Origin of the sequence: Bdellovibrio sp. SKB1291214, assembly GCF_002209355.2 — a bacterium.
GTDB lineage: Bacteria > Bdellovibrionota > Bdellovibrionia > Bdellovibrionales > Bdellovibrionaceae > Bdellovibrio.
The window spans coordinates 1,288,491-1,314,235 of record NZ_CP106855.1; the positions used below are offsets into that span (position 1 = coordinate 1,288,491).

Genomic DNA, 25,745 nt, shown 5'->3' on the forward strand with positions numbered 1-25,745 from the left:
AGAGATGGAGATGTTCTCTATGAATAAAATGAACATGAAAAGATGTGCTCTTGCAGCTGTTCTTTCTATTGGATTCTTAGCGCCTCAGATGCCGAAACATGCATTGGCTGCAGAGAATGCTCCGTCGAATTTTCCAATTGATCTTTTTGATATCGGCGATCAAGTCACATCGTCCAACAATAACAATCAAAAACAAAATTCCAATACGCCGAACAATAACAATGGCGGCAACAATGCGAATTCACAACAAGGCAACCGTCCTAACAATGGGAATGGTAACAATTCTAATGGAAACAATGGACAAAATCGCATTGGGAATCCATCGGGTCGCCCACAATCCGGTTCATCTCCCATCGTAACGCAACCCTCGGGCGGAAATAATACCAATAATAATAATAACAATAACAACGGTTCTAAACGCCCTACTATGAAGGTGGCTCAAGTTGGACAAGAATTCAGCTGCCCAATGTTTGAAAACTCATCAAGTACTAGTGGCATCTATCAAGCTTTGAGTGCCTTGAAAGCTGAAATTAATGGTAATTCTGACTGCCAAAAAACCAGCGGTAACACTATCAAATCCGAAAGTACTATCATCCAAGACAACATGGCGATCATTGAACAGATCATGAAAACGCCTTCTGGTACTCAGATTGACACGAAAAAATTAGATGACGCCGTTACAGCGACACTTGGTTCTGCAAATACAATAGGTAAAGCGCTGAACGACAACGCCCTTTTAAATTCTGCCTGCGGCAGAGATACTATGAGCAAAGGTGGTCTATTAACGTCGTTCAATGAATTAATCAACGGTTTAACCCCTGTGGCTCTGTATGCGGTGTCCATGAATGCCGCTCTGGCTCCGGCTTTGCCATTCGTAGTGGGTGGCGCTGCGGCTTCCGCAGGTATTAGCGCTCTTAAAACCATATTGGAAAGTAAATCCATCGATATGGATAATTCTGATCAAAGAAAAGCTTTCCTTCAAAACACGTGTCAGGTTGTGAAAGTCGTAAATAAAGTACGTTACATGCAATTGACTCAATCGGGCCGTATCAGCGAAATGACGAAAGAGCTTAAAAAGAACATGTCTCTGTATAAGGGTTCCTTGTCATCACAAGCCTCTGCTGAAATGACTAACTTGATCAATCATAAAAAAGAAAGCATGGCCTTCATCGAAAAAGTTAGAAAGCAGTATACAGAAGACAACCAAGCGTACACGATACTGAATAAAAAAATATCTTCCATGAATGATAGCTCGGGTGGGAATAACAATCTTGCTTTGTGCACATATTTTAAAACCCGCATGACGGTCATTGCGAACAACAAACTCAGCACCAACATGGTTTTCCCAGCGACGGCATTCCAAAATCTTTACGAATTGGGCAAAGGAAATATCGAGGCACAGATCGATGCCGAGTCTTTCTCGACAGTGAACGGTGTTCTTGAAAAGCAAATTCTTGGTTTTAACTTGGAGAAGGCACGTTCCAACGAACTTTCTGAGTGCGCAAATCAAGGTATGAACTGGTTGAAAAATATCTACTCAGCGTTATTGAGCACTCAAAGTCAGATCGCTAAGGCCTCTAGCGATTTGGAAGACTCTTTGGCGAAAAGCCCTGATTATCAGGACTTAAAAGATCAAGCAGAAAAGATGACAACAATCAGCCGTGTCGAGCGTGCAATGCAAGAATTGACGAAAGAAAATCCTGTGTTCAACCGTTCGGAACTTCCGCAAAATACAGAGCAAATCAAGTATGCATTGTTCGGCAGTCACGCGTCTTGGTACAACAGCTCCCCAACCATGGATTGGATTAATCACACTGTTGATGCTAAAAATATGGCTCTGTCCAATTTCAACCTAGCTGTCGAACAGTTAAGAAAAAACGCCTTGAACTTAAGCGATGCTAAAGACCAATCGATTATTAAGCCCATCGATATCTATGGTAGAGTCTCGGCAAAATCGCAAAAGATCATTTCGACGGAAACTGAAAAGGCTAAAAACCTAGTGCAGTTGAATAAGTCCAATAAGCGCCTAACAGGCAACCGCAACGCGATGGAAGTTGTTTGTAAGAATTTAGACACCGCTTGGTTGCAATGGACGCAAGCTTTGGAACTGGTGGGTTCCATCCAGTTCCTGTGCGACATGGTTGATCCAATCGTCGACATCACAATTGGCAAAAACGTAGTTCAAGTTTGCCGTGGTAACTTAGATTTGGATGCACGTTACGGTAAAAAACCGCTGGTTGAGACAATCAAGCAAGATTTGGTTCGCAATGGCTATGAAACTCAAGCTCTAAAATTGAAATCCATCATCGACGAGTTGGGTTGCCAAGAAACGAACCCAACGTACTAGTCTTAAGAATGCTAAGGTGAAAGCGTGACCAAGTCAGGATTCACCTTAGCGATCTCCACGATCTGCTCTTTAGTTAAGCCCGAAGCGTTGGACCGAAACACCACGGTCACTCCTGCAGCAACGAGCGCCTTGACGTCCTCCTTCACCACAGTTGAATTTACGTTGTAAACAAAGGGACGGGTCTTAGCTAAATTCAACAAATCAGCATTTGCCAAGCCTGCCGTAGCACTCATCACAACAAGCTGCACGCCTTGAGACGCCAATCCATTTAAATACTCTTTCGCTATACGGGTTCCATCCACATACAAGACATAAGATCCAGATTTCGCAAGTTCACTCAGGTCCTCCTGAGTATAAGTCGTCTTAGAAACAGAAATGCCAACGTTCACGTTGCGAGTTTTTAGCAAATCTATCGTATCGTACTTATTCGTCAGACCAATTTGATTTTGGCAGTAATTCACTTTCGCGACTTTAGCGATCTCTTTCACATCGTAAACGGAAGAGGCACTTCCCTCAGTACTCATGCAGTCAGCAAACTGCGGAGGCAACGCTGCCCAAGACGCCGAAGAAATCATGGAAATCAATGAAATTGAAATGAATGCGCGCATAGAAAAACCTCCACAACAAAATTGTGAAGTTCAATGATGCAAAATCCAAATGAAAAACGCGATGCCGCAGGCGAGCCAGAATAAAACACAGAACCAAGGTACGTCAAAAGTGGTCAAGCGCGAGGCGGAGCATGCATGCCGCCGACAACTAAGTCGATTGGCAGCTTTTCACGAACCGCTTATTCGTCAAGGATGTAGTTGATTGGATCTACTGGCGTGCCATTAATGCGTACTTCATAGTGACAGTGAGGGCCAGTCGATCGACCGGTGTTACCTACGGCGCCGACAACGTCCCATTTGCTAACACGTTGGCCAACCTGAACGTAAATTTGTGACATGTGACCGAAACGAGTTGTTACACCGAATCCGTGATCGATACTAACAAGCTTACCGTAACCTTCATCATAACTTGCAAAAATCACCACACCATCCGCTGGCGCATAAATAGGTGAACCTGGAGCCGCGGCGATATCTAGACCCGCATGCAGAGTCGTTTTCCCCGTAAATGGAGAAGTTCTATAACCGAAGCGAGATGTGATCCAACCCTTAGCCGGTTTCATATTCGGCGTGGCATTTAGCAAGCTTTGTCGCTCTGACAAGCTTTCCCACAAATCGATCACAGATTGTTCTTTTAACTGAGTTTCTTTAACGGCCTTTTCAATACGGATAACCAAAGACGCATAATCTTTGTCAGCTGTTTCAGTTGCTAATTCGCCCGCTTGATCATTCAAAGGTTTCTTATTCGCGAATACTGGATCCTGCGCTGCTAAACCTTCGCCATCGTCACGTGCTTCCATAGGTTCGTATTCCTCGACCGGCTGATTTGGAGCTGGTTTCGGACCCATGGTTAACTTAGTAATACGATCTTCCGCATCCACATTCGTGATAAGCTTAAGTTTTGTCGTGAATGTTTTTACGCGCTCTAAAGAATTTTCTAAGGCGCTGACTTTACTTTCGACTAATTGAAACTGCTTTGTAAGCTGTGCATTTTCAGCTTTAAGACGTTTATTTTCCATAGCTTGCAATAGCAAACCAAAATAATCGACCATACCAGCTGCGAAGATGATGATGATAACGGCAGAAATAAAGGACGCTGCCTTCAGCCAAGCTGCAGAGAGCACCAGTTTACGAGTTTTACCCGTTTGGTTACTCACTATAAATAGCGTGACCTTCTTTTTATCCAAAAATTCCCCTCTTCACTAACCGCTTACTCGTAAAAATGAATCAACATAACAGTGACGTTGTCGTCACCACCGTTTGCAAGAGCTTGTTCTACACAGGCTTTAACTACTTTGTCAGGTTTATTTTTATTGATGATGTCGCAAATTTTTTGGTCTTCAACTAGACCAGAAAGGCCGTCTGAACAAATTAAGAACATCTCACCAGAGGCAATTTCTCTTTCAATAATATCTGGATATGTTTCTCTTTCATATCCCACGCTGCGCGTGATCACATTTCGACCTACAAATTGTCGAACCTGCTCTTCACTCATAACACCGGCGCGCAATTGCTCATTAATCAAAGAATGGTCTTCCGTGATTTGCCAAAGCTGCGGTTTTTTATACATGTAACAGCGTGAATCCCCAACATTTCCGACGTACAAATGCTTACCGCGCAAATAAGCCATCACCATCGTCGTGCCCATTCCGGCAAGTTCCGGTCGCTCATTTGCGGCTTTATCAAAAATTCTGCGAGAGGCTTCTTCGTAAGAATGTTGAATCAACTCTCGAGGTGAACGGGTTGCTGATCCAGGTTGAAGAATAATTTCTTCAACTGTCTCGACAGCCATGCTGGATGCTACTTCGCCACCAGAATGCCCACCCATCCCATCAGCGACAACAAAGAGACCTAACTCTTTGTTCACGAGGCATGAGTCTTGATTTGATTCACGTCGTAGGCCTTTATCTGTTAAATACCAGCAGTCAAATTTCATAGAAGTTACATTCTCACCTAAAGGCTTTCATACGTCAAAGTCCGGGCCTAGACCTCTGTCGAATTCTTGGAAACTGGCTCACCTCTTCATCATGTTGAGGTGTCATAATACCGATAGGAAGGGGTGAGGTCCTATGAAGAAGTCACCGTCTTTCAAAAAGTATGTGCTACTCTCCATCGCCGTCCACGTTTTAGTGTTCGGAGGGTTTTATTTGGCAGAGAAGTTACAGCTGCAAGCTCCAAAACAGGAGAGCGTTAGCATTGATTTGCTAACTCCTGAGGACATGCAAAAGCTAGTGGCGGCACAACAGACGGAACAGGCAAAAAAAGCTCCGGCTCCTATGGTTCCTAAGAACCAAGTGGTTGAGCAAAATGAAAAGTCCATCAACGAGACTGAGCCTGTGAACTCGCGCTTTTTGAGCGTAAAAAATCAAACAGTCACAAAACAGACAGTCGCGAAAGAGCACGGCGAGTTTCAGAACTTGAAAAAGGCGGCTCCTCCAAAAACAGGACCTAAGGGCGATGGCAAAGTAAAATCGTCCGAAGCGAAAGTTGAAACAAAAGCGACGCCTGAACAACGCGAAAAAATCGCGCGCGATCTTTTTAAAAATTTCGACGCGGTTGAGGCTCTTGAAAGACAAAAAGTTGCTGACCGCAAAACGGCTGATGCGGGCCAAGGCCTTGGTCGAGGTGCTGGCGAAGACGTTTCTAAAGATGGCGCTGATACAAGTCGCTCTAACGACTATATTAAAGATGTCGATCAAGGACTTGAGACGATGCTGAATACGCGCGAGTTTAAATATTACTCGTACTATAACCGCATCCGTCGTCAATTGGCTCAACACTGGGAAGGTCGCGTGCGCGAAAAACTTTCTAAGATGTTTAAAGAAGGCAGATCCCCTGCTTCAACAGGCCAAGATCGCGTCACAAAATTGATGATCGTATTAAATGACAAAGGAACTTTGGTAAGAGTGCAAGTGATGAGCGACTCGGGCGTTCGTGACTTGGATGATGCTGCGATTGAAGCATTCCGCGCAGCTGCTCCATTCCCAAATCCTCCGAAAGGTATCATCGAAGGCGATGGCACTGTGAAAATCCGTTGGGACTTCGTTCTTGAATCGTAATATCTAATATCTATGCGAGTGTCTCATTCTGAGACACTCCACTGGCATCCAGCTTGCTCCACTAAAAATCATGAATTTGGTCTTTAAGGCTTCAATCCTTATAGGCGCGATCCTCTTGTCGAAGAACTCGGCAGAGGCGAGCCAAAATTGCGGCAGGTTTCTGTGCGCCTCAAGCTATTCCGCTTTGGATAGCTTGAGTGAGCAAACTGAAGTCTTCGTAAAAACGCTAAAAAGCGAAGGCACCGCTGCGCCTAAAGATCTGGCTCAACAAGTTCAAAAAATCGCAGAATCCAACGAGGCTTACTTTAAACTTGCGGGAATCGCTTACGGAAAGATTCCAACCTCTTTGAATATCAAAGGCCAAACGATCACCTACTCTCGCTATCAGTTGCGTGGAAACGCGCAGGGTGATGCGATCGCAAAGTCTCTGGTTGAAACCTCAGTGCCGGTGATTCTTGATCCTCTTTATCTCTATAACTACAAATACTTCGGTCATTTCGTTGATGATAAAATCTTTGTCGGACCTCATGTCTTTAAACTGAATCTTTTAGGTGTCACTTCGACGCTGCAACACGAACAACTTCATTCCGTAGAACATGAAAAAGTGCGCGCCGGAAAAATGAGCCTTGCCCGCTTGGAGCTGATGAATTCCGAGGGACGACGATCTGTGAATTATGGGAACTATTTCCGTGTCGATGAAATCGAAACGCATTTACAGGATTATCATTTGCTAACGGATTCAGCGTCCATTGCACAACGGGATTTGGATTTGATCTCTCAAGGTCTTTCATCGACATCTCTTGATTCGATCAAACAATATCGTGAAACGATCGTGAAGGACAAAGCTCAAAATTTAAAACGTTTCACGAGTGAATCCCAAGAGATGCTAGCGAAAATCAAAGAACGCATCATGCATGGAGCAATTCCGTACTCGTCCAAGTATGATCCACAAACGGGCGCTATCCGCGTGATCTTCACGACAGAATACAAAACTTACGAATACATGAGCTTTGACCTGCGCGGTCTTGTTATCCCTGCTGATCTGACCGACTGGGTGAAGATTCGTGAAGTGGTGTTGCAAACACTGAACTGGTCACAGCAACGCATTCACGAAGCTCAATCCACAAGCTCTCTTTAGTACTTAAAGAAATCCAAACTAAAACACGCGACCTTTTCCGACGGGGACGGCCCAACGATCTTTAATACTTGCTGAATGACCGTCGGTAAAAGCTTTCTGACTTCTTCGAAGGCCTCCTCGGATAAAGACATTGGGCAGGTATAGAATAAATCTTGCTCTCGACGAAGTTCCATCATCTCGTTGCCTTTAAGGCGCCAATTGCGGTGCTGTTGATTCACGTACGGGGAATCCACCGAGTTGTGAGTGTGTTGGGGGCCGAACGACAACTGTCCTTTTTCCAGGTTACACAAATTATTTTCCACCAGAAAATCTACTATGGGTTGCAGTCTCTCCATGGGAATATTCAAGTGCTCGGAAATTTTATGAACATCTTGAGTAGTTGGACACGCAGCTAGATTGCGAACGCCTGTATAAAGCCAACTCGAATAGTAAACACTTTTCTGCTCTTCAGTCAGTTCCATATCTTTCTTCACGCGATTCGTGATCTTGCGTGCTTGAGCCAGCAACTGATCGCGTTTTTTATTTAAACGCTGAGTGAATTTATACGAACCTGATTTTCCGATTTCTAAAAGCACAAAAAAGTAATCACTTTCGAGTTCGTTGAGGGCGAGATATTCGACGAGCTCAATCGCTTGTTCGGAAGTGAAGTTCTTCTCCCCCTTCATCACTAAACTCATCATCGAGGGACTGATATTCATGGTCTCGGCCAAGCGACTGGAAGCCCCACGGCCTGGTTGTTCCTCAAGCCAAGCCCTTAAAAACTCACGGTAATCTTTAAAATCGAAGACAGAAATCATGGGGTCTCCATTTTTACTATTAGTAAAAATACTCATCCTATTTTTACTCAATAAGTCTGGATGCGTCAACCAGCGTCAGGTATCTTGGTCCCAGTTTCGCAACATTAACTTTTTGAATAGGAATATATATGAAAAACTCAATGTTTTTAAATACATGCGGTATCGCCGTCCTGGCGCTTTGTATGACATTAAACGTCGCTTGTTCAGAGTCTAAACAATCCTCTGCAGGCAACCCTTCTCCGATGGCCGGCTCCCAAATGGATGGCACTACTGACGGTAACGGCGGTAATGGAGTTAACGGCAAAATGTACGAAAGCTACATTGTTAACCCCCTGGATCTTCCGGCTTATAAAAATATTTTGGCGCAAAAATTTGAGGCTTTAACGAACCTCGAAAAAGATCCCCAGAAGGCCGAGATCACGAAAAAATGGTTGAACCTGTTGTTTGAATCTAAAACATGGTTCTTAGCTCCTGTTTCATTGAAAAGTTTGAGTAAGAAAACTTTGGGCGTTGAGTTTATCGAAGGTTCTACAGAGCAACTGGCTTTACAAACTGAAAATGAAGTTTGGATTGATGCAAAGGCCTTTGCTCAAATGAGTGAAATCGAACAAGCCACATTGATTACTCACGAATTCCTTATGACTTCGTACTTGTTCAATATGAAAAGTGAAAAAGAAAAATGTTTGAAGTATCAAACTATCGCTGAGTTCCAAGCAAGTCTTTGCAACACTCTTGATAGTACGGAGAAAAAGGTTGAACTAGCGACAAAGGATTACAACAGAATTCGCAAAGCGACATCCCTTGTGATGAATATGTCTGCGAATCCAACTGCAAATGATCTGAAGGGCTTTAACAATATTTTTGATGACGATAGTTCTGACTACCAGCTTTCAAAAGACAAAGAACAAGAAATCCCTGCAGAAAAAATCATCGCTTTTCTTAAAAAGGCTAAGTGGGCAAAATCCTTAAATGGTACTTGCCGTGGCATCAAAACAAACACCCACGCTAAGTGCAGCTTTGATGTAAATTTTCTTGAGAACAATACGGTTCAAATCGTTGTTACGAATGAGGATACTAAGGAAGTCCTACGTAATTTTCAGGCCCGTGTTTCCAAAACTGTTGCCAACGTCATGGAGAAGCATAACGGACAAAACAAGATTCTTGCAATCTATGGTGTGGCAACACAGTCATATCTTGTAGAAGAAGGAGCAACACAAGACTCCCTTGATTTAATTGTGAATGCCGAAGGTACTGAAGTCATTGGCGCTAATATTCGCAGAAAAATCATTGCCTCTACTTCACATCAAGACGGTTGCTTCATGATCTCAGAAGCAAAAATGAGTGCGAAAACACTGATCGAAGATGACATCCGCATCGCTATCTCTGAAGAAATATTGACGATGAAGGACAAGGTGACATTCCAAACGTCGGACTTCAAAACATGTGTCAATGCAGACGGTTCATCTTACTCAGCAATGCAATAATAATTAAATTTAAAATTTAAAACGGAAAATATATGAAAATCAAAAATATCATCCCTACAGTTATCCTTAGTCTTAGCTTCGTTGGAACTCGCGCAATGGCGCAAGATTCTCAACTTACAGAACCTACAAGAATCTCCACGAGCAGCACGAGCTCGCAAAACCGTAAAGACAAAAAGTTTATGGTGGCCCTTGAGAGTTCGTCTCTTGGTCCATCTGAAACAAGCTACTTCGGTGTTCAATTGGGTATGTACTTGAAGCCCGAAACAATTCTGCAACTTGAAGTTGGTGGTGGCCAAAACAAATCCGACAAAGATACATGGCAAATCTTTATGCTTGATAACGCAAGAACAGAACGTATCAACAAAGGGAACTCAGTTGCGATCAACATCAAACACTTCACTGGAAATACGTTTTATGTAAAAGGTGGTCTTGGGTACCGCACGATTGACTATAGCTACAACTATGAAGACACAGTGGCTGATGCATACAACTTCCAAGGAAATGTTCTGTACACCAACGTGTTGATCGGTAATCAATGGCAATGGTCTAACTTTACTTTAGGTTGTGACTGGTTCGGCGCCTCCATTCCCCTTGCTAGCAACGTGACTGGTCAGTCTATCGATACGACATCCTCTTACACTCAAGGTGATTTGAAGGACAAAAAGAGCAGACTCGATCAAGTGCAGTACCAACTCCTCCGCCTTTACGTCGGCGCGAGCTTTTAATAACGACGCCCCGTTTCTGTGACTAAAAAACCGCAATTTACTCTCAAAAAGGTCCCTTTTTACACTAAGGGACCTTAAACAACCTCTCCAAACATCCTGAATTCTCGAATGAAAGCCTCGTATTTGGTCCAATCTAGAACCATTGTGAGACCCACGCGTGATCCACCCGTTTTCCGGGTGTAAACTCCAGGCTGACAGAGCATGTTTTTCACTGCGTCAGCAGAGAGGAAAAGGTCCCATTTTCAAGGCCTTAAACCTTGTGTCTCCCTCTCGAGGATGCTAGTTTCGCTCCGTTAAATTGATTAAGTAAATACTCAAGGAGAACCATCGTGGCAGACTCTAAAAACAAGACTGCGAAATCCGACGGCTTGAAGGGTGTGAACCCTGAAGTTTTGGACGTGATCGCACGCCGTGCACTTTACCTTTCAACTCAAATGATCTGGCAAGCCAATCATCGTTCTGACAAAGAAAAAGGCGACCCAAAAATCGGTGGTCACCCTGCTGCTTGTGCCAGCTCTCTTCACATCATGGGCGCTTTGCACTTGATGGCTAAAACTGGTTTCGATCACATCGCGAACAAACCGCATGCTTCTCCAGTTGATCACTCTTACAACTATCTTTTGGATCTTTTGGTTAAAAACGATCTTTCAAAACTAACTCAAGAACAAGCAGACCAAGCAATGAATGGTCTTCGTAAGTTCACTGATGGTTCTGAATTCGTATTCCAATCTTACCACTCTGCATACGATCCGGATCACCACAACTTCTTCCCATCTGGTACAGTAGGTATTCCACCTGTTGAAGCTGGTTACATGGCACTTGCTTACCGTTACGCTCGCGAACACGGTTATGAAGTTCCAGATGCACACTTCTGGGCAGTTTGCGGTGACTCTGAATTCCGTGAAGGTTCCATGTATGAAGCTGTTCCTGACTTCGCTGAGCGCGAAATCGGTTCTTTGACTTGGATCCTGGATTACAACCGTCAATCCCTTGATGGTCACCGTATCACAAATAAAGAAATCATGAATGGAACTGATGCTGACCGTGTCGAGCGCACAATGGCTGCGAACGGCTGGGAAGTTATCCAAGTACGTCACGGTTCTAAACGTAAAGCTTTGTTCGCTAAAAAAGATGGCGAAACTTTCAAAAACTTCCTTGAGAACAAATTAGAAGACTATGAACTTCAATCATTGCTTCTTGTTCAAGACATGAAAGCCTTGAAAAAAGGTATCGCTAAAGAACACCCTGACATGAAGAAATTCTTGGACAGTGTTTCTGACGAAGAGTTGTTCGATGCGATCCGCGACTTCGGTGGCCACGATATGATCGCTCTTGCTGAAGCGATGGAGCAATCTAAGCTTTCTAAACGTCGCCCAACAATCATCATCGCGCATACACTTAAGGGCTGGGGCTTGAAAGCTGCGGCTCAACCAGGCAATCACAGCTCTCTTCCACAAGAGGACGAAGTGAACGCGCTTAAAGCTGCTCAAGGTATCACGGGCGACACTTTGTACCAACGCCTTGATCCAAACTCTGCGGCTGGTAAATTCCTAGCAGCTCGCTCTGAAAAAATCTTTGGCGAAATGAAAGCGCAATACGCTTTGAAAGCTAAGAATCAAGATTACTTCTTGAAAAAGCTGACTGAGTTCGGCGAAATCCCTCAAGCTTTGGATATCAACACGAAAATGACAAGCTACCCGCATACACAGTGGATGCTTGGTCAGTTGACGGCTAAGTTGACTCGTATTGCGAACACTCCGCTTGATGAATCCAAATTGACTGAAAAACAAAAACCTCTCACTGACTCTGAGAAGCCATTCAAACTTCCGGGTGAGTTGTTCATCTCTATGGCTCCAGACGTTGGTACTTCAACGAACTTGAATCCTGCGATGGACGGTAAAATCTTTGGTGCTCCCGTTGTTGTCGACCACGAAACGGACTTGGGCGTTAAAGACCACAAGCTTCCTGACTTGGTTCCTGGCGAGGAAGAATCAGATCGCTTCCTTCGTTTTGAAATCGCTGAAGGTAACGTTATGTCTTGCGTGGGTGCATTTGGTAAAATGCGCGACATCGTAGGTGTGCCTATCATCCCATTGATGACTGTGTACGACTTCTTCATCAAACGTGCATTGGATCAGTACTTCTACAACCTTTACTGGAAATCTTCATTCATCTGCGTTGGTACTCCATCAGGTGTTTCTCTTTCTCCAGAAGGTGCGCAGCATGGTTGGAAGTCTGACATCCAAATCCCGAACCAAATCACTTGGGAGCCGTTCTCTTGCATCGAGCTTGATTGGATCATGTGTGACACAATCAAACGTCACGTCATGAACGACAATGCAGGCCGTACAGGTACATTGCTTCGTCTGGTAACTCGTGGTGTGGAACAGAAAGATCTTTTGAAATACTTGAAAACTCAAGCTCGCTTCAAACAAGGTCTTGAAGGTCAATTGGCTCGCGCTGAATTCCCAGTTGCTGGTGGTATCAATGAAGAAGAAGTGGCAGCTATGGATGACGCTGCTATCTTGCAAACTCTTCGTGAAGAAGTGTTGCAAGGCGCTTACTATTTGATCGACTACCGTGGTTACGCTGGCTACGAGCCAGGTGATAACGTTGTAAACATCTTCGCTCTTGGTACAATGGTTACTGAAGGCATCAAAGCTTCCGAAGCTTTGCTTGCTCGCGGTATTTACGCAAACGTGATCGCAGTTACTTCACAAGATTTGTTGTGCGGTATCTTGGGTCGCGAAAACGACTATGAATACTTGAAAAACGGATTGGGCATTAACTCGAACTTGTTCCTAAGAAGATCAGAGGACGTATCCACTGGTGATTTGATCACTGTTGCTGGTAAACGTGTTCCTGTCGTATCTGTAGCGGACGGCGAGATCGGTATGCTTGATAACATCGGTTCCATCATCGGTGTTCGCCAGGAAGCCTTGGGCGTTGTAAAACACTCTAAGTGCGGTCGCCCTTCTGAGATCTACGCTTACCACCATATCGACGCTGAAGCGGTTGTAGAAGCGTGCGGCAAAGTGTTGGCTGAAACGGCTCTTGAGAAAGTGATCGTTTCTGAAAACGCTTTGGGAGCTACTCACCAAGCAGAAGGTCGTACAGCTCACTGGACAGATCTTTGGCCTTCAAAAAATCCAGTTCATAAACACTAAGAACTGAATAGATTAAAAACTCTGAAAAGGGCTCCTCGAAAGGGAGCCCTTTTTTTATCTTCACAACGTTCCATGAGACTGGCACTCTTACTGAGTCGGAGTTGCACCATGGATTATACAGAACTCGCAAAATCAGAATTCCCCTTTGAGGGAGAATTCTATTTATCAAAAAGCAAACGCTATGATGAGTTGATCTTCTTTGTTCATTTTTACGAAGGTTCAAAGCGCGAGCTACTTCGACATATCAAATTCGTGAATGAGTTGGGTTTTGACGCCTTTGCATTTCAGCTGAACGGCACAGCCTTAGATATTTTAAAACGCTTGCCAGTGACCGCGGAAGGTACCATAGGCGTTAAGCATGTCTATGCAGCGCAAATTGAAAAACTCTTAAATGAAATTCCAGGAAAAAAAATAGTTTACGCTTTTTCAAATCCCTCTGCGGCGGCAATTGAAGCAATGGCAAAACGACATTGTGTCGATACGATAGCACTGATCTGCGACAGCGGACCGACGGCGCGTTTCTTACCGTCGGTATGGAAACTTGTGCGTAATTACAAATTTCCGTTTCCTTTAGGTGCACTGAAATTGCCTGCTACTGCAGCGCTCGGAGTTTTTTGGTCTCTGTCTTTTCACAAAGATATGCAAGACCAGCTCGCAAAATTTCCCGAAAATTTTCCTATTCTTTCTATTCGCGGATGGAAGGATAAATTAATTCCTCCCTCTCATATCGATGAAGTTTTCGAACCGCATCACAATTTGAATTGGACGAAATTAAATTTACCAGAAGCCGAGCATCTTACTGGCTTGCGTGATTTTCGCAGTGAGTATGCGCCCGGTGTCGACGCTTTTCTGAAGCGCGTGGCCACACAATTAAATCCATTTAATTAGCGCTTTGTGATAGCCCTCTCTTAGACTTTATTTGCAGAGGGGACGCTCAATGAAGAAACTATTTATTATTTGTTTGTTACTTTTGCCGTTGGGGGCAGAAGCACGCCGTGGATATGCCTACCAAAGTTCGTTTGAATCCTATGGCGAGGGCTATGCAAAAAATCTCGCGAACTTAGCCAATGATAGACTTGCGAATCTTCCAGCAGAACAACGTGAAAAGTGTGAACAACGTTACGGTCACATCTTGAACGATGGTTTGATCGATATTCGCGTGGCTATGGGATATCTTGATTGGACCACTGGTAGCCCAGTCAACACGGGCGGCAGAAAGATGGGATACAGCCCTTCAATCGATATCGGTGCTTACTATGCACTTCGTGAATTGATCACAAGTCGTTGCCGAGGCAATTTGCAATTGTGCCGTTTCGAAGAAACTCCTGGCAATCCTTACGTCTTCACTAAAAACGTAAACGTACACGGTCGCCAAGTTCGTGCCCGTATTGAAATTCAATTTGCTTCTGCATCTGAATACTTGGATCAAAATGTAGGATCACCAAGACAACAAGAACGTACAGCCTTCATGCAAAACTATTATGACCAAGCTTTGCAATATGCGGATGCTGCATTTTACTTTGGTCACTCACGCAATGGCGGCGGACCTGACTTTGCTCCACCAAAATTTATTCCTGGCACAAACAAAGTGAACTACGCGGGTTACTATAAAAAGTATCGTCCTGGTTTTAACAAAATGCTTCAGTCCCTGAGCAATCCCAGCAGACAAGCAGATGTTATCGGTATGATGTCTTGCAACTCGCGCGATAACTTCATGAGTAAGCTTCGTTCCACAGCTCGCAATTCTGGCGTAATCACTTCCACAGCTGTTTTGACAGTCGAGGAAGTATACACAGCTATGATCGGTGGGATGGATGGACTACTACGTGGCCAGTGTCAAAAGTCATACTATAAGTCACTTAGAATGACCGAGAGAAATGCGAACAACATCACTATGGATGGAATGTTCGAGTAGGAGTATAATTTTAAAGGTGTCTAGAAGTTTTGAATAAGGAGGTTCAAAATGATCCAGATCGAGCAGTTACCTCACCCAGATTATTTAAAATATCCATCGCATCGAACCTTGGCATTTTTTGACGATGCGGAACATGCGCAAAACGCGGCTGAAGCCATCATTCGCGAAGGATGGCTGGAAGGCGATCTTCATGTGTATGAAGGCGACTATGGTATCGATGCCGTGGATGCAGAAGGCACTCGACACACGTTGAAAGAGGCGTGGACTCGCTGGGCGCAAAAATTCTTGGGTACTGGAGAATGGAATCTTGTTTTAGAGGCCGACAAAGAACTGCGCGCAGGACACTTACTTCTTTCTGTTGCGACAAAAAACGAAGAAGAAAAATTCACAGTGGCTGAGCTTATGCTTTTAAACGGCGGCCACAGCATTCGTTACGTAGATCCACTCTACAACGAAGAACTCACTCCCCGCGATCCCGAACTTAGATAGTTCAAAAGGTACGGACATTGCTGTTACCAAAAGTGTGTCCGTACCCGTCTCATTCTGAGACGTCGAGCCTAAATTGTCCTTCGTCTAATGATTTTCATTCCAAATCATATATAAGTGAAATCAGACGGAACACGTCTTGCTCTATAGAACCCTGAAGAGGTGTATCTATGAGACTTCGCAGTTCATTCTTGGCAAAAATTACGATGTCGGCAATCACAAGCTCGCTGCTTGCTCAGACTGTTTTTGCCCATCAAGCCTATTCTGACTCAAGCATGAACATGCAACACCCTACTTACTATGACAACTATAGTGCACATCCTGACTATCTGAAGGCTGCGACGGAACAAGCCAAAGCTTTAATGGATATGCAGAACATGATGTATGAGAAATACAAAAAGGTAGAGTACAAAGTACTTGCGAATCCGCAAGCGGCCCTGGATGTCTTAATCCAACTTGGAAACAGTAATGAATTAAGCCTTAGTCACAACTTGGTACCTGCAGAGGAAGCCGGAAAGCCAAAGTATGCTTTGGATATCAAATACAGTCGCAATATGAATATCGGAGAAGTTGCCTTCGTATCGATGTCTGACAATTCAAAAGGTCAAGCCACAGCAACTGTGACTGTTCATGAATCTGCCCGGACGAATCCCTTCGTACTGCTTGAATCCTTCGTTAACTTAAATCAGATCTTTGATATTTCTTCCATTTCAGGAAATAAAACTCTTATTGCTAAAGGCAAAAACCTTCACCACCACAACTATGAGGCTTTACACACCACGATCGAGTCTCTCTCGCATACATTGGGTTTAACAATGAGTACTGGTGGAAATGCGTCCTATGGAATCACCTCCACGATGGAATTACTAGAGCTGAAAGCCAATGCGGATGCGGGTAGCATCACCGCAAAAAGAGCATTAGCAGAACGCCAACTAAGTATCACTCAAACAATCCGAATGAACTTAGCGTCATTCACCCCGATTAAAAAATTAAGCGAGGATAAAAAGCTTTCTTATCTTGCTGAGTACGCAAAATTAAAGGGCGTTTCGTTTGATGCAAAAATGTCCTATGCTGACGCTTTGATGAGTGTCCAAGACCAAATCGATCTTCGTGAAAAACGCCAAATGGAAGCGCTCAATGCCTCGGCAAAACTTGAAGTTCGCAGACAAAATAAAGAAATGGAAGCAGGAGCCGCTCAACGCGAGGAAGTCGTTAAAACAAAATCGCTGAGCGAAATGGTAAAAGCCAATGACCGTGCTGGCGTTGCCGATGCGATGGAAAAAATCTTTCCCTGGGCCATCATGGAACCTACAGAAAAAACTTTCTGGCGTGATTATATCGATGCCATTCGTCACCCAAATTATGAGGGTGCACATATTTTATTCCGCGGCATGGATGAACAAGAAAAATTTCAAGAAGTTCGCGATGCCAAGGGAAAAGTAGTCAGCGGTGGACTGTTCTCTAAACGTCTAACTGCCGGATCGGGTTCTCATTTCTATAAGTTAAAAGGTCTTCAAAAAACATTTGAAACATTCGGTACAGACGGCGTCAGCAGATATGATGGTGGAAAGCAAATATCACCTTTGGTACAGCCTCACACGCTGACCAAGATGATGAGCAATCACGCCAGCAACCCCAATGGATCACCATTTATTTCTTTAAGTTATGACCTTCAAATTGCAAAACAGTTCGGCACTGGAAAAATCACCGTTACGGGAGAAGTCGTACCAGCTGTTACCGATAAGCGCGTTCTTACCTTGCTGGAAACTAACGCTTCCGGTGGAATCGTTACCCTGCATATCGATAAACGCCGCACGCTGGTAAATACCATTTCCGGATTCAATGGCGAGCTTGAAGTATTAGCATCCATGCTTATTTTTCCAGACGAAGTCCTCTACATGGAAAAGGGAGTTAGCCTTTTTGTGAACAGCAAAGACGGCGGATTCTTGGGATCTATTGATAGAATTTCGACGGAAGATTACTACAAAAATGCTCGTAGAATCGTCTATCAAAAGACGGGAATAATTCTGCCAGAAGACTATCGTGATTATGCTAAAGAAGGTCAGAAAAGCTTCCAAGGCGGCTTATCTGCCATGCAGGAACTTTTCAGCAGAACAAACCCCAACAAGCCTATGAGCTGCTCGAAGGTTTTTAAATAGTGAACATCCTACGCGCGATTCATTTTTTTGCGATTCTATTTTTAGGGTTTGTGGTCTTCGCCGCCAGCCCTGAAGAGTTTTTGCATGAGCAAAAGATGATTCGTGTCTATGTCGATAGTGCTCCAGGTTTCGGGCATCAATCGGCAGGTGTTTCCGTCATGCGCCGACTGCGAGACCTTGGCTTTAAAGGTGAGTTTGAGGTCGTTTACCAACCATCAGTAGCTAGCAAAATTCAAAAGATCTACCCTGGATTTCCCGAAGGGATTTCCGGCCAAGTTCATTATGTAGATATCGTTACGTATATGGAGTCTGTGTCGCACAATCGAGTTGCGAAAGTTCCTCTTGCTATATCAGGGGCTGATGATGGCTTCGGTGATAAATTCAAGAATATTTCTCAGTCAGAAAAATATCTGCGCTTACAACCATTAGGTTGGGGCGAGGTGGGCCTTTATTCAGATAATCTAACTGTATTAAAAGCATTGAAAGATATGCCTCTTGCAAATTTCCCGTCAAATTCTTCAGAGGAATTTTTAAAAGCTGTTCCCGCGATGAATGATCTGTCTGCCGATATGAAATACTTTGTGCAAAGATTTGCAGATTCAACAAAGACTCATTTCAGTTTCCCGATTTATGGAGTGGGCACACAGATGTTTGCTCCCCAGCGCATGTACTTTTATGCTAAGGCCGTGAAAGCGGCAGCCCTAAAAATGGATAAATCCAAAGCTATTGTTGTTCCAGTGGTATCCCCCTTCAATGCCCAGGAAATGGATACTATGAGTAAAGTCTTTGGTAAAAAGTCTGGCTTCGAATCCAGTAACGCCACTGAACTTAAACACCAAAAGCAAATGCACTTATTGACCCCTCAGGAATTTTCTCAAGCAAACTTAAAGCCGGGAAATGTGTATTTCGTCTTCGTGGGCTCCGTACCCCAAACGGTCTTTAACTTTTTCTATGAAAAGGCGACGCTGCCGGTATGGGTCGCAGGTAAGAATGCCATGAGTTTTGCCGTAACTAAGGGTAAGCCGTACTTCAACACTGTTGACGATTACTATCTGCCGGGCAAGGAAACCTTATCACCTGCGACCGTGAAAGTTATCGATAAAGCGCAAACGAGTTTCAGCGAAGGCTATCAGAAGTTTATGAACCAAACAGAATTAGCCGCTGTCAGCCAATATATTCAAGCCGCCGCCACTCCTGATTCAGAACTTTCAAATTATTTTAAAAATTTGGGAGCAAAAATGTCTGCGAACGACAGAGTATTAGAAGGACTTCGCTATATTGTGCAAAGCCCTTCTATCCCCGCTTGCTCTAAGGTCTTTCAATAATTATTTAGAATTCAAATAACGATTGATTGAGTCTGCGACTTCGGCAGACTCATTGATCGCACGTTGAGCGATGGATATCTTTTTTGCGTGATAACCCAGCGCACGCAGCTGCTGAGTGTGCCATGGTTCTTGGCTGATATTCGCCATATTGTAAGCAGCATTTTGGTAACCGAACTGCGCCGCGATGTCTTTAGTTACAATATCGGCCCGTTTACGATCGACCCACAGGCGCGCAGTTTGAGCGACGTGGCAACTAACGCAGTCCATGTTTTCTGGATTGTACGATTTTGGATTTTCTATTTTATAAGCCGCAGACAATTCTTTACGAATCAAATCTTCGTTCCCGGTGCGAACTCTTTGTGATTCAGACACGATTGTTGAAAGAGTATCTTCACCCGTCGCGCGAGCCCCTGCAATCCCACCGCCCGAGAAAACTTCACCGGATGTTACAACGTTTACGAATGATTGGGCCGTCGCTTTACCCAAACGTGGCAGAGTGATCGAAATCAGCTCGCCATTTTTAAAATCAAAAGCGCCGAACAGCCACATGGCTCCCCCACCGCGAAGGAACATCGCAGTTACGCGGGATAAGTTTCTTTCACCTGCGAATTTTAGGATGATGCGATTTAAATCTTTAAGTGCTGCAACTCCACGATTCGAACTGAAAGCAGGATGAGGTCCTAACGGGAGGCCACGGGTTTCAACACCTGTTCGTGCCTTCCATGTTTGAAGGTCTTGCAGCAAAGAATCGAATTCTGCATCTGTCAAAGGATAGAAAGAGTGAAGAGCCGCATCGATTGCATCAATTGAACCATCACCTTCATATTGAACCAGTGGTTGCCACACCAAGCGAAGTTGTTTTTGGCAGCTCAGCTGAGTTGGATACGGGAAGCAAGGATCAATTCGCATTGCCACCACTCGCATGGCGCGGGCGTTATCGCGTGCATCCATATCCATTGCGATCGGAGAAATACGGTCAAAGATTTTTTCTGGAATTAATCCCTTCATGGGAAGAGTGTTCACGTGTCCATCTGACTGTACTTGCAAAGGCATCACGTAAGAAACGTCATTCAAATCCCACGCAGCACGAGTGACGATTGAGAACAATAAAGTCAGAAAAACGATCGCGAAATGTTTCATGCACGAAACATCCAATTTTGATTCCAATATTTCAATGAAATTCACATTTTCAATGTAAGTGAAAACCAAACTGCAGCCCACCATGGTATCGTGCAAAGCATTAAAATTCCGAGACTTTTTAGATACCACTCAAAGGGTACGTCCTTACCTTGGAAGGCAAGGACATACCCTTTGACGAGAAGGTCTAGTTCGATATTTACACCTTTGACTTACATATTATTTACATAGTAATTAATATGTAAATGGAGGCTTTAAGTGAGTGCCGTCGCCCTTCCCGCTTTGTCTGACATTCAGTTTGTTTCCGCAGATCAACTTAAACCACCTGAGGGAGTTCCTACCGGGGTTCGCACCTTGGATGACTTTCTTTTATGGAAGGGAATTCCCAAAGGTGATTTGAGTCTCTTTCAAGGAAGTCCCGGAACGGGCGCCACTTCTTTATGGGTCAGCATGACTCAAAAAGCTCACGAGGATAACAAGTGGGTTGCTTGGGTGAACGGCGGAACGCAACTCCTCCCCGCCCACCTCATGAGCCGACAGATCAATCTAAAAAAATTGTTGGTCGTAAAAGAACCTAAAGAGGCCGAGCAACTTTTCTGGATTTTGCAAGAGCTGGTGACGAGCTCGCTGTTTGAAGTGATTGGTTGTGAATTAAAAGAAATGTTTTTCAAGAATCACCAACTTCAGAAGCTCAAAAAATTATGCCGCTTTCATAAGGTGGCATTGATTTTTGTCTGTCACAAGGTGAGTAAGTTCGTGAATCCACTCTTTAGTCTGATCATTCAGTTCCAAAGAGATTTCATCACGATTCAACGAGCTCTTCACCGTCCAACACCGTTTACTGTCGCAGGGAGTATGGTTTATGCGAACTTTGTGCATCAATTTAAAAACACAGCAAGAAAGCTCCTCAGCTGAGGCCTTCCTGGTTTTAAGCCCGCGCGTTCAGTTTCGTTTTCCGCATTATATTTTTGTTGATATCGAATCCACATCACATCTCCTAGGAGGAGAACATGGCGTTTTACAAAAGGCCGTCGAGATTGGTCGTAAATTCAGTGCAGATAGCAGTGCCGCGATTGCAGACACCGCTCCTGTCGCGCAGATGCTTGCGAAATGGAAGCCTTTCACTGTGGCTCCTCGTGCTGCTGAACATCGTGAGTTTTCAGGTCTCGGCCTTGATGCGCTAAAAGACCTTGAGGGTTTAGCCCCCTGGTCACAAAAGCGTTTGATTGAACATGTGATTTCATTCGCACGCACTTTAGGCGTTTGCACGTTAGAAGAAGTTTATAATTTCCGTTTGGTTTCACTGCGCGAGCGGTGGGGAGATTTCGGTGTTTTACTTTGGAATCGTTTGCATTCTCAAGACTCTCAAGTCATTTCACCTCTTGTTCCTCGCGATCCTCTTGTGGGGTATGGTTACCTTGACGATCCCTTAGGCTCCGTTCCCCTTTTATTCAATCGTATTAAACCAGTGATGGATACTTTATTTGCGCGTTTAAATGGCCTCTCCCGATACGCGCATAAAATGGAGGTGATCCTTCACTGTGAGTATTCTGACAAAAAATATTTGCTATTGATCGAACCCATCAGCGCCAGCCGCGACCAAGCTCTGTTCGAAGATCTTCTGTATAAGAAGATGGAAAAAACAGAACTGACAAATCCCATCAGGGAATTTGAAGTATCCGTTTACGATGTGCCTGAAAAAATCCAACAACTGGATTTTTTCGAGCCGCGCGACAACTCGGAGGACCGTTGGCGCCGCTTGATCAGCTTTGCCAAGCAATCCAATTGCGAAATGGGATTTTTGCAGGTGGAGGCCAGTCATTTTCCCGAAAAAAGTTTTCAGCTGGTCACCGAGTGGCCCGAAGATTTTAAATCGGAAGATTTGGTCGAGCGCCAAGACAATGCCGTCCAGGTAAAGACCACTTACGCAAAAGGTTTAAAGGAAAGCCCCCGCCCTTCGCTGTTATTGGAAAACCCGCAACCCTTAAATAGCTTTGAGGTGCAAAAGCTTCGTTTTGTATCCACGATGCCCAGCGAACGAATTGAATCGTCGTGGTGGCAAATTTCTTCGCAGGAATTAAAACATCGTGATTATTTTTTCGCTTTGTCGCAACAAGGACAGTTGATTTGGATTTTCCAGGATAAGGTCAGTTCGCAGTATTATCTGCACGGGTACTTTGACTAAAAAATGAGTAAATCAGTTCAAGTTCGTCAAACACATGCGATCACCCCCACAGCCAAGGGTTTTGTCGAGCTTTTAGGTCGCAGCAATTTTTCTTTTCTTCGTGGGGCTTCCTCCCCGGAAGAAATGGTCGAAGCCGCCATCCATAATAGCTATGATGGCATTGCGATGTGTGATCTTAATGGTCTTTACGGAGTGGCCCGTGGTTTTCTGACAGCCAATACTCCATCCATGTTCACGGAATCCACCAAACCCAAAGATGGCTTTCGTTATATCATCGGTTCAGAACTGACTTTGACAGATCAAAGTACGATCACCCTGATCCCGATGAATAAAAATGGTTACACACATTTGTGTGAACTGCTCACTTTAGGAAAAAGACAGGCCGCCAAAGGATTTTCATCCCTGCGCTTGGAACAAATCGAAAAATACAATCAAGATCTACTTTGCTTAGCTTTGCCGCCCATCGATGAAAAACGCTATGACAGTTTAGAAAAGATTTTTAAAGACCGTCTGTACATTCCCGTATGGCGAGATCTGACCTGGGAGTCTCACGAATTTTATCGTCAGGCCCTTTTACTTGAACAAAAATGTGGCGCTCAGTTGTTCGTTTCTCAGCGCCCCTTCATGCACACTCGCAAAAGAAAACCTCTGTTCGATGTTCTGACTTGCGTTCTTCACCACACCACTTTGGAGCAAGCTAAGGATAAATTGATCCAAAATGCTGAACGTTCACTCAGAACAATCCCGGAAATCAGCTCCCTGTGGGCCGATCGCGTCGACCTTGTGGAAAAAACTGTGGAAATCGCAGCACGTGTGAATTTCACGCTGAATGAAATTCGCTATCGGTATCCTCGTTCAAACTTACCACAAGGTAAGACTCCGACAGAATATTTGCGCTTCTTAGTTGAGGAAGGAATCAAGTGGCGATTCCCTGAAGGGGCCTCCGAACAAATCTTAAAGACCATTGATCATGAATTAAAAATGATCAAAGAGTTGGAGTACGAGGACTACTTTCTTACATTACGTGAAATTTGTGAGTTCGCCGATCGCAAGGGTATTTTATATCAAGGACGGGGTTCTGCGGCGAATTCAATTGTTTGCTTTTGTATCGGATTAACGTCCGTGAATCCTAAAGACATTGATGTCTTATTCGAGCGCTTCATTTCCGTGGAACGTCGTGAACCACCAGATATCGATATCGATTTTGAACACAGCCGCCGCGAAGAAGTCATTCAGTATATTTATGAAAAATACAACGAGCGCCATGCTGCTATGGTTTGCACCGTTGTACGTTATCGTTCGCGCATGGCGATTCGCGAGGCAGCAAAAGCTTTTGGTATTTCTTTAGAACACATCAATGCCATGGTGAAATTCATGGGTCGCGATGGAATGCGCCGACTGATCGAGGACCCTAACATTCACAAACGTTTCGGCGTTGAAAACCCCCAAGTATGGATGCTGTTTTTAGAGATGGCCAGACAGTTGCATGGATTTCCACGTCACTTGGGAATTCATACAGGTGGTTTCTTAATCACTCAAGATCCCATCACCGAAATGGTGCCCGTTGAAAAAGCGACGATGAATGGTCGCTATGTGATTCAGTGGAATAAAGATGACGTTGCAACTTTAAAGTTGATGAAGATCGACGTGTTAAGTTTGGGAATGCTAACATGTTTGCGTAAGTGTTTTGACCTTTTGAAAAATCACAAAGGTCTTTCCTACAACTTAGCTACTCTTCCGCAAAATGATCCCAAAACTTACGATATGATTTGCAAAGCTGAAACCGTCGGCGTTTTTCAAATCGAATCCCGCGCACAGATGCAAACACTCCCGCGCATGTTGCCACGAAATTTTTATGACTTAGTTGTCGAGGTGGCGCTGGTTCGTCCAGGTCCTTTACAAGGAGGAATGGTTCATCCTTACTTACGCCGTCGCCAAGGACTTGAGCCCGTGGACTACGCTCATAAAGATTTGATCCCTATTTTAAAAAGAACCCATGGCGTACCCATTTTCCAAGAACAAGTGATGAGGATCGTCATCGTCGCTGCAGGATTTTCTCCGGGTGAAGCCGACGAGCTTCGCAGGATTATGTCCTCGGCTTGGAGAAAACGCTCTACCATGGATGCCATCCGGGATCGCATCATGACGGGCTTTAAAAATCATGGCATCTCTGAGCAATACGCGGAACAGATTTACGCCACCATCGAAGGTTTTGCAAATTATGGCTTTCCAGAAAGTCATGCTGCAAGTTTTGCGGTATTAACTTATGCAAGTTGCTATTTGAAGTGTCGTCATCCTGACGTCTTTGCCTGTGGTCTTTTAAACAGCCAGCCCATGGGTTTTTATGCTCCTCGCACGATTATCGCTGAAGCCCAACGCAATGGTGTTAAGGTCGCCCCTTTATGCATTCAGAAATCTGATTACGACTACATTCTTGAAGAAGAAAATGACAACCGAACTCACACTCTGAGAGTAGGATTTCGTTCCATTTACGGTCTTCCTGAGGAACAAGCACGAAAAATTGAAGACGAAAGAAAACTAAACGGCTGCTATAAAGACATTAAAGACTTTATTCAGCGCACCCAGCTTCCTCGTGGCACCTTAGTAAAGCTTGCCGCCACAGGAGCCATGGAATGCTTTGAAACTAGTGCCCGAGAGCTTATCTGGCACATCGAAGGATTAAGTTTAGATCAAAACAGTTTCTTATGGGGACAACCTAAAGAAGTTCTGACTCACACTCCTGTTGCAGAACATGACGAAGACGATTCAGATCATCTTCCATTTGAATCCAATTGGGATCGCATGCGCCGAGAGTACGAGACAAAGGGATTTTCGGTGGATTCCCATCCTCTGTCCGTTCTGCGTTCTTATTTAAATACCAAGAATCAAACTTTGATTGAACAGCGCTTTATTCCCTATGTGACTTCCACAGATTTAGAACGAATCATTAATAAGCGCAAAGTCCGCGTCGCAGGTATGATCTCCATAACCCAACGCCCTCCTACTGCCAAAGGCATGTGTTTTATCACTCTAGAGGATGAGTTCGGATTTATGAATATCGTCATTCACCCTGATGTTTATCAAAAAAATCGCGAAGTGATTTACAGTGGACGCTCCCTTTTAGAAGTCCAAGGGCAGGTGGAAAAGGTCGGAAGCATCATCAATGTACGGGCCATTAATATTCTTCCTTTAGGATAATAAATCAGGTACCGTGAT

Annotated in this window: 19 protein-coding genes; 14 read left to right on the forward strand and 5 right to left on the reverse strand. The window is 44.3% G+C overall.

The window, feature by feature from the left end:
• Positions 1-19 precede the first annotated feature (19 nt).
• Entirely contained in the window at positions 20-2,347 is a 2,328-nt protein-coding gene (locus tag B9G69_RS06380; RefSeq protein WP_088616329.1) for a hypothetical protein, read from the forward strand.
• A gap of 11 nt (positions 2,348-2,358) precedes the next feature.
• Here B9G69_RS06380 and B9G69_RS06385 read toward each other — a convergent pair whose 3' ends face one another.
• From B9G69_RS06385 to B9G69_RS06395, 3 genes are all read right to left on the reverse strand, one after another.
• The gene (locus B9G69_RS06385) at positions 2,359-2,955 is read right to left on the reverse strand and encodes a hypothetical protein (protein WP_088616328.1); all 597 of its coding nucleotides are present in this window, start codon (positions 2,953-2,955) and stop codon (positions 2,359-2,361) included.
• Between the two features lie 179 nt (positions 2,956-3,134).
• Positions 3,135-4,139 carry a M23 family metallopeptidase gene (locus tag B9G69_RS06390; protein WP_088616327.1) on the reverse strand — a complete coding sequence of 335 codons (1,005 nt, stop codon included), beginning with the start codon at positions 4,137-4,139 and terminating at the stop codon, positions 3,135-3,137.
• Between the two features lie 23 nt (positions 4,140-4,162).
• The gene (locus B9G69_RS06395) at positions 4,163-4,888 is read right to left on the reverse strand and encodes a Stp1/IreP family PP2C-type Ser/Thr phosphatase (RefSeq protein ID WP_088616326.1); all 726 of its coding nucleotides are present in this window, start codon (positions 4,886-4,888) and stop codon (positions 4,163-4,165) included.
• A 133-nt stretch (positions 4,889-5,021) separates the two neighbouring features.
• On the opposite strand from B9G69_RS06395, the gene B9G69_RS06400 reads away from it, so the two are divergent.
• Together B9G69_RS06400 and B9G69_RS06405 are read left to right on the forward strand one after the other, a co-directional pair.
• Entirely contained in the window at positions 5,022-6,011 is a 990-nt protein-coding gene (locus B9G69_RS06400; protein ID WP_088616325.1) for a TonB family protein, read from the forward strand.
• Between the two features lie 193 nt (positions 6,012-6,204).
• Positions 6,205-7,149: a hypothetical protein gene (locus B9G69_RS06405; protein ID WP_141096954.1), complete on the forward strand. Its 945-nt coding sequence runs from the start codon at positions 6,205-6,207 to the stop codon at positions 7,147-7,149.
• On the opposite strand, the gene B9G69_RS06410 is transcribed toward B9G69_RS06405, so the two are convergent.
• The gene (locus tag B9G69_RS06410) at positions 7,146-7,946 is read right to left on the reverse strand and encodes a TIGR02147 family protein (protein WP_176400985.1); all 801 of its coding nucleotides are present in this window, start codon (positions 7,944-7,946) and stop codon (positions 7,146-7,148) included. The two genes, B9G69_RS06405 and B9G69_RS06410, sit on opposite strands and share 4 nt — an antisense overlap.
• 128 nt (positions 7,947-8,074) lie before the next feature.
• Between B9G69_RS06410 and B9G69_RS06415 the strand changes: the two genes are divergently transcribed.
• The 8 genes from B9G69_RS06415 to B9G69_RS06450 all read left to right on the forward strand — a co-directional run bounded on the left by B9G69_RS06415 (position 8,075) and on the right by B9G69_RS06450 (position 19,207).
• Positions 8,075-9,430, forward strand: a complete 1,356-nt coding sequence (locus B9G69_RS06415) for a hypothetical protein (protein ID WP_088616322.1) — start codon at positions 8,075-8,077, stop codon at positions 9,428-9,430.
• A 32-nt stretch (positions 9,431-9,462) separates the two neighbouring features.
• Positions 9,463-10,155 (forward strand): hypothetical protein, encoded by a 693-nt coding sequence (locus B9G69_RS06420; protein WP_088616321.1) that lies wholly within the window; start codon positions 9,463-9,465, stop codon positions 10,153-10,155.
• Positions 10,156-10,484: 329 nt separating this feature from the next.
• The gene (locus B9G69_RS06425; RefSeq protein ID WP_254916963.1) at positions 10,485-13,322 is read left to right on the forward strand and encodes a pyruvate dehydrogenase; all 2,838 of its coding nucleotides are present in this window, start codon (positions 10,485-10,487) and stop codon (positions 13,320-13,322) included.
• 252 nt (positions 13,323-13,574) lie between these two features.
• Positions 13,575-14,210: a hypothetical protein gene (locus B9G69_RS06430; RefSeq protein ID WP_254916962.1), complete on the forward strand. Its 636-nt coding sequence runs from the start codon at positions 13,575-13,577 to the stop codon at positions 14,208-14,210.
• A gap of 49 nt (positions 14,211-14,259) precedes the next feature.
• Positions 14,260-15,237: a hypothetical protein gene (locus tag B9G69_RS06435; RefSeq protein WP_088616319.1), complete on the forward strand. Its 978-nt coding sequence runs from the start codon at positions 14,260-14,262 to the stop codon at positions 15,235-15,237.
• 48 nt (positions 15,238-15,285) lie between these two features.
• A complete protein-coding gene (locus tag B9G69_RS06440) occupies positions 15,286-15,726 on the forward strand; it encodes a hypothetical protein (protein ID WP_088616318.1) in 441 nt (146 codons plus the stop codon).
• 167 nt (positions 15,727-15,893) lie between these two features.
• Entirely contained in the window at positions 15,894-17,882 is a 1,989-nt protein-coding gene (locus B9G69_RS06445) for a hypothetical protein (RefSeq protein WP_088616317.1), read from the forward strand.
• Positions 17,882-19,207 carry a hypothetical protein gene (locus B9G69_RS06450; protein WP_088616316.1) on the forward strand — a complete coding sequence of 442 codons (1,326 nt, stop codon included), beginning with the start codon at positions 17,882-17,884 and terminating at the stop codon, positions 19,205-19,207. The genes B9G69_RS06445 and B9G69_RS06450 overlap by 1 nt, the downstream gene beginning before the upstream one ends.
• Here the strand turns inward: B9G69_RS06450 and B9G69_RS06455 are convergent, their stop codons facing one another.
• Positions 19,208-20,347, reverse strand: a complete 1,140-nt coding sequence (locus B9G69_RS06455) for a hypothetical protein (RefSeq protein WP_141096953.1) — start codon at positions 20,345-20,347, stop codon at positions 19,208-19,210.
• A gap of 255 nt (positions 20,348-20,602) precedes the next feature.
• Between B9G69_RS06455 and B9G69_RS06460 the strand changes: the two genes are divergently transcribed.
• From B9G69_RS06460 to B9G69_RS06470, 3 genes are read left to right on the forward strand one after another with little or no spacing between them, the layout of a single operon-like run.
• Positions 20,603-21,259: a recA protein gene (locus B9G69_RS06460; RefSeq protein ID WP_088616314.1), complete on the forward strand. Its 657-nt coding sequence runs from the start codon at positions 20,603-20,605 to the stop codon at positions 21,257-21,259.
• Positions 21,207-22,529 (forward strand): hypothetical protein, encoded by a 1,323-nt coding sequence (locus B9G69_RS06465; protein WP_254916961.1) that lies wholly within the window; start codon positions 21,207-21,209, stop codon positions 22,527-22,529. Before B9G69_RS06460 ends, B9G69_RS06465 begins: the two co-directional genes overlap by 53 nt.
• A 3-nt stretch (positions 22,530-22,532) precedes the next feature.
• On the forward strand, positions 22,533-25,727 hold the full coding sequence (locus B9G69_RS06470) for a DNA polymerase III subunit alpha (protein WP_265438013.1): 3,195 nt from the start codon (positions 22,533-22,535) through the stop codon (positions 25,725-25,727).
• The last annotated feature ends 18 nt before the right edge of the window (positions 25,728-25,745 follow it).

Coding starts and splice junctions, on each gene's coding strand:
- B9G69_RS06470 (WP_265438013.1), top strand. CDS start 22,533: ATGAGTAAATCAGTTCAAGTTCGTCAAACACATGCGATCACCCCCACA.
- B9G69_RS06465 (WP_254916961.1), top strand. CDS start 21,207: ATGCGAACTTTGTGCATCAATTTAAAAACACAGCAAGAAAGCTCCTCA.
- B9G69_RS06415 (WP_088616322.1), top strand. CDS start 8,075: ATGAAAAACTCAATGTTTTTAAATACATGCGGTATCGCCGTCCTGGCG.
- B9G69_RS06445 (WP_088616317.1), top strand. CDS start 15,894: ATGAGACTTCGCAGTTCATTCTTGGCAAAAATTACGATGTCGGCAATC.
- B9G69_RS06385 (WP_088616328.1), bottom strand. CDS start 2,955: ATGCGCGCATTCATTTCAATTTCATTGATTTCCATGATTTCTTCGGCG.
- B9G69_RS06380 (WP_088616329.1), top strand. CDS start 20: ATGAATAAAATGAACATGAAAAGATGTGCTCTTGCAGCTGTTCTTTCT.
- B9G69_RS06440 (WP_088616318.1), top strand. CDS start 15,286: ATGATCCAGATCGAGCAGTTACCTCACCCAGATTATTTAAAATATCCA.
- B9G69_RS06420 (WP_088616321.1), top strand. CDS start 9,463: ATGAAAATCAAAAATATCATCCCTACAGTTATCCTTAGTCTTAGCTTC.
- B9G69_RS06395 (WP_088616326.1), bottom strand. CDS start 4,888: ATGAAATTTGACTGCTGGTATTTAACAGATAAAGGCCTACGACGTGAA.
- B9G69_RS06455 (WP_141096953.1), bottom strand. CDS start 20,347: ATGAAACATTTCGCGATCGTTTTTCTGACTTTATTGTTCTCAATCGTC.
- B9G69_RS06435 (WP_088616319.1), top strand. CDS start 14,260: ATGAAGAAACTATTTATTATTTGTTTGTTACTTTTGCCGTTGGGGGCA.
- B9G69_RS06400 (WP_088616325.1), top strand. CDS start 5,022: ATGAAGAAGTCACCGTCTTTCAAAAAGTATGTGCTACTCTCCATCGCC.
- B9G69_RS06410 (WP_176400985.1), bottom strand. CDS start 7,946: ATGATTTCTGTCTTCGATTTTAAAGATTACCGTGAGTTTTTAAGGGCT.